This window comes from Ligilactobacillus sp. UO.C109, from assembly GCF_026847815.1.
In the GTDB taxonomy this organism is placed as follows: Bacteria; Bacillota; Bacilli; order Lactobacillales; family Lactobacillaceae; genus Ligilactobacillus; species Ligilactobacillus salivarius.
This window is the reverse complement of record NZ_JAPSFH010000057.1, coordinates 1-433: the sequence shown is the minus strand read 5'-3', so window position 1 is coordinate 433 and position 433 is coordinate 1. Positions and strand designations below refer to the sequence as shown.

Sequence of the window (433 nt, the reverse complement as noted above, 5' to 3'; positions counted from 1 at the left end):
GTGAAGTCGTAACAAGGTAGCCGTAGGAGAACCTGCGGCTGGATCACCTCCTTTCTAAGGAATAATTACGGAACCTGTACATTTATTGAATACTTTGTTTAGTTTCCAGAGATTTACTCTCTGTTAAAGAATGGCTTATGGGCCTATAGCTCAGCTGGTTTAGAGCGCACGCCAGTTTCAACTCCGAAAACTAAGAATAGTAATAGAATTGTTTTTATCGATAAAAAGACATTAGCAGTTTTAAAAGAATGGAGACTTGGGCAGAAAAAAGAATTACTGCAAAAAGGATTTAATGCTTTATCTGTTAATCAACTCGTTTTTTCTGGCAGAAATAATAACTATATCCCACCTACTACTATCATTAGTCCTATGAACAAAATTATAAAAGGTAGCAACTTACCCCATATAACAGTTCATGGTTTAAGACACACTT

1 rRNA gene is annotated in these 433 nt (G+C 35.8%); it reads left to right on the top strand.

Annotated features, from left to right (window positions below):
• A 16S ribosomal RNA gene (locus tag OZJ21_RS09725) occupies nt 1-54 on the top strand; the annotation flags it as partial.
• Between the last annotated feature and the right edge of the window lie 379 nt (nt 55-433).